The organism is Sulfobacillus sp. TH-112, assembly GCF_057473405.1.
Window position 1 is genome coordinate 1 of the sequence record NZ_JBYCKN010000091.1, and the last position, 4,124, is coordinate 4,124.

The window sequence follows — 4,124 nt, forward strand, 5'->3', positions numbered from 1 at the left end:
CCAGTCCGTTGGAGGTATCTAAAGCCTTAATCGAGGTGACGCATTCGGGTCATCTAGTAGTGCAGCAACTGGGTGATTAGCATTGTTAGTGCGGTGGGGTGTATGATGAAAGAAGAAGAGGGGGGATGACCCGATGTTACCGAGAAAGTGGAGTAACATGGAACGGCAACGTCCGCGCTTGCGGTTAACTAAGTGGGGATTTGGTATTGGAGCGCTCATTACCGTAGGATCTATCGTTGGTATTGGCAGTTGGCCCCTTGGGGTGGTGCTGATGGCGGGATCGGCAATCTGGGCGTTTATGATTTTAAATAAATAAATTTTTTTCGGGTAACGACGAAGGAACCAAAACCCGCGTGAGGACGCGGGTTTTTGCGTTGTGCGGGCCGATGGCAAGTAGGCGCTATTTCTTGTGATCAATATCTAGTAGGTAATATAATGGACCATGTACTAGATAGAGGGGATTTTGCTATGCGTTGTCCGTTTTGTCATTATCTTGACAGCAAAGTATTAGATTCGCGGCCCGCTGAGGATGGACAAGCGATCCGGCGTCGACGGGAATGTTTGGACTGCCATCGCCGATTCACATCCTATGAAAGGGTGGAGGACATTCCCATTTGGATTGTCAAGAAAGATGGTCGTCGTGAAGCATTTGACCGGTCCAAGATCTTGCATGGACTTCTCACTGCCTGCGAAAAACGCCCGATCTCTCTGGAGTCACTGGAGACGGCGGTCGACCGGGTCGAACGCAATGTGCGTGATGAGTCGAATGGAGAAATATCTACGCGATCGATAGGCGAACTGGTCATGCGTGAACTGCGCGAACTCGACGAAGTGGCCTATGTACGGTTTGCATCGGTGTACAGACAATTTACTGATGTGGAAGGATTTCGCCAAGAGCTAGAACGGTTGATTCAAGCACATCGTTTATCGGATTAGAGGGGGAGTACCGCGAATGGAATTGGAAACCGGGTTTGCATCAGAACTGAGCTGGAAAATTTTTTTAGATCGTTATACTTTGAAGGATCCTAGTCGGGGATTCCAAATGGGCGACTTGGTGATTGCACTGGTTGAAGCCCATCCCAAGTGGCCTAAAAAGGATATTGGCATCGTGAAAGAAATTTTGGACAACGGGTATCTGTCGATTGAGCTAATCTCTGGACCGCAAAAAGGTGAATTTATAGAGCGGCGGCAGAATGAATGTGACCGTCCTTTAGAAACCACGGTGCACGACGTAGCTCGACGTATTGCACGCGGTGTGGCTTCAGTGGAGAAATCCAAAGTCAAACAAGATGTCGAAGACAGCTTTGCTAAGGAAATTGGGGCATTACGTTTTGGACCAGGCGGAAGGATTTGGGCTGGGGCTGGTACCGATCAAAATCTCACGTAATTTAACTGTTATGTGATACCCTGCCCGAAGGATAGTCGACAAGGGATTGTCGAGACGTTGGGGCAAATGATTGAAATCATGAGTCGTGGCGGTGGCGTGGGCATCAATATTTCATCATTGCGACCGTCACGCGCGATAGTCCGCGGGGTCAATGGTCGATCGTCAGGAGCGGTGTCATGGATGGACCTTTTTTCTCGGGCGACCGGACTGGTGGAGCAGGGAGGTTCACGGCGCGGTGCGCTGATGTTGCAGATTGAAGACTGGCACCCCGATGTATGGCGTTTTATCGAAATCAAGAAGACCCCAGGTATGGTGGAAAATGCCAACATTAGTATTCGTATTTCTGATCGCTTTATGAGCGCGGTAAAGCAAGATAGCTCATGGGATCTGGTGTTTCCGGACACCACGGATCCTGAGTACGATGAGGTCTGGGATGGCAACTTAGAGACATGGCAGGCTCATGGTAAGCCGGTGGTACATTACGAAACCGTGAAGGCTCGCGATCTCTGGGCCGCCATCATAGAAGGTGCCTGGCAAGCTGCCGAACCCGGGATTGTATTTGATGAACGTCATGAAAAGGATTCGAATAGTTGGTATTTTAATCCTTTGATTAGCACCAATCCTTGTGTCACGGGGGATACTCTGATTGCCACCGCCGAAGGACTGAAGAGGGCGGACGATCTGTATCGTGAACAAGTACCGGTCCCGGTAGTTGTCGATTCCCGCTTTGGCAGAGGGTCGGTTAAGATGGGCTCCGCGATGTTTAGGACCGGCACGAAGCCGGTGGTGACTGTGGAAACCGATGAAGGCTATATGGTGCGATTGACGGCAGATCATCAAATCTACAGTCAACAGCGGGGGTGGATGCAAGCGCGGTCCCTCCACATCGGGGAGGCGATTCGTGTGCGCCATCAAACCGGAGGATTTGGCTATTCTGGATCCTTGAAAGACGGACAAATCTTGGGGTGGATGGTGGCTGAAGGGGCCGAGGAATTCCACCACAATGTAATGAGTGGTATGCCAGTGGCCAATTATCTCGAGGGTCACCATGACGTGTCCGGGCAGGCCGCCTATGTGGCTTATGCGCGGTCTACAGGACTTCAGGCTAATAAGTTACAGGTACCTGACGGAATTTTAGTCGGCAACGAGGATATGCAAAGGGGATTCTTACAGGCCATTTTTGAAGCCAATGGTGGAGTGCAGTTAGCAGAGCCTTTTTCTCCTCAGGTGTACCTGAATGCGTCGAGTAGAAAACTGCTTCAAGAAACACAGCAAGTACTATTGAACTTTTCTCTTTATAGTCGCATTGAAATGGGTACCGACCTAGAGCTGCACGATCGCAATCATGCATCACAATTTGCGCAGCCGCTATATCGTCTTGTGATTGAGGGAGATAGTCTCGGTGGATTTATGCGGTACATAGGCTTTCTTAGTGAAAGCCGCGAGACCGATCTGAGAGTGGCATGGGACCTCATCAAAGATACCCCGCATCACGAAGAGTGGGTCGCTCATGTTCGGCGCATTTATGATGATGGCGTGGAAGATGTGTATGATTTGACCGAGCCAAGTACACATGCCTTTTCGGCTAATGGTCTGATAGTTCATAACTGTGCTGAACAGCCTCTGCCAGCATGGGGAGTGTGTACGTTGGGTCACGTCAATTTGGCGGCCTTTTATAGGGAAGAGACCAAAGACGTCGATTGGAGTGCTCTGCGCGTGACGGTGCGGATGGGGACACGATTCTTAGATGACATTGTGGACGCGACACCGTATTTCTTTGACCAAAATTATCAAAATCAGCAACGGGAGCGACGAATTGGGCTAGGGACCATGGGACTCGGCGAACTATTAATTCGGCTAGGCCTGCGTTATGGGAGCCCGGAGTCTATTGCTTTTATTGATAAGCTCTACGAATTCATTGCAACCGAGGCCTACTTATATGATGTGGAGCTAGCCAAAGAGAAAGGGCAGTTTCCTGCATTTGATGCCGAAAAATATTTAGAGAGCGGGTTTATGCAGCGGTTACCCGAGACTGTTCGGGGTGAGATTCGCCAGCACGGCACTCGAAATGTAACGATTTTGACGCAAGCGCCAACAGGCACTGTAGGGTCGATGGTCGGCACCAGTACGGGGATTGAACCATTCTACGCCTTGACCTATTATCGGCAGTCGCGTCTCGGATTCGACGAGCAATATGTAGAAGTCGCTCAGGAGTGGATAGAAGCGCACCCAGGGGAAGAGCTTCCCAGCTATTTCGTGGGGGCAATGGATCTGACGCCTGAGGAGCACATCTACGTCCAAGCCGCCATCCAGCGATGGACTGATTCGAGCATTTCGAAGACCGCCAATGCTCCGAGCACCTACACCATGGAAGACACTGCTCGTCTCTATGAGTTGGCCTACGATTTGGGATGTAAAGGGGTTACCATCTATCGTGATCAGAGCCGTCAGGAGCAAGTGCTGCATTTGGCGGACAATAATAAGGCAGAGTCGACTGAAGTGGCGTCACCAGTGGCTTATCTGGATACCGGGGCAGACGTGGAAGTTTACCCCGTTCCGGCCCAAGTCAATGGTCGAACCTACCGCAAGGAGACACCTGCTGGAACCGCACGGGTTGTCATTAACGAAGTGGACGGCAATCCGTTCGAGGTATTTATGCTCTTGGGACGGGCCGGATCAGAAGTCCAATCCTTCATGGAGGCGCTTGGACGCATCATCTCACTCTACTTGCGTTCCA

General features: G+C 50.8%; 4 protein-coding genes. All 4 read left to right on the forward strand.

What is annotated here, in order from left to right; all coding sequences use genetic code 11:
* The first annotated feature begins 133 nt into the window (after positions 1-133).
* A complete protein-coding gene (locus tag ACOJWD_RS05960) occupies positions 134-316 on the forward strand; it encodes a hypothetical protein (RefSeq protein WP_486992305.1) in 183 nt (60 codons plus the stop codon).
* Positions 317-468: 152 nt separating this feature from the next.
* A complete protein-coding gene (gene nrdR, locus ACOJWD_RS05965; protein ID WP_486992306.1) occupies positions 469-936 on the forward strand; it encodes a transcriptional regulator NrdR in 468 nt (155 codons plus the stop codon).
* 16 nt (positions 937-952) lie between these two features.
* The gene (locus ACOJWD_RS05970; protein ID WP_486992307.1) at positions 953-1,387 is read left to right on the forward strand and encodes a hypothetical protein; all 435 of its coding nucleotides are present in this window, start codon (positions 953-955) and stop codon (positions 1,385-1,387) included.
* A 12-nt stretch (positions 1,388-1,399) separates the two neighbouring features.
* Positions 1,400-4,124: LAGLIDADG family homing endonuclease (locus tag ACOJWD_RS05975; protein ID WP_486992308.1), on the forward strand; the 2,725-nt coding region annotated here is incomplete at its 3' end.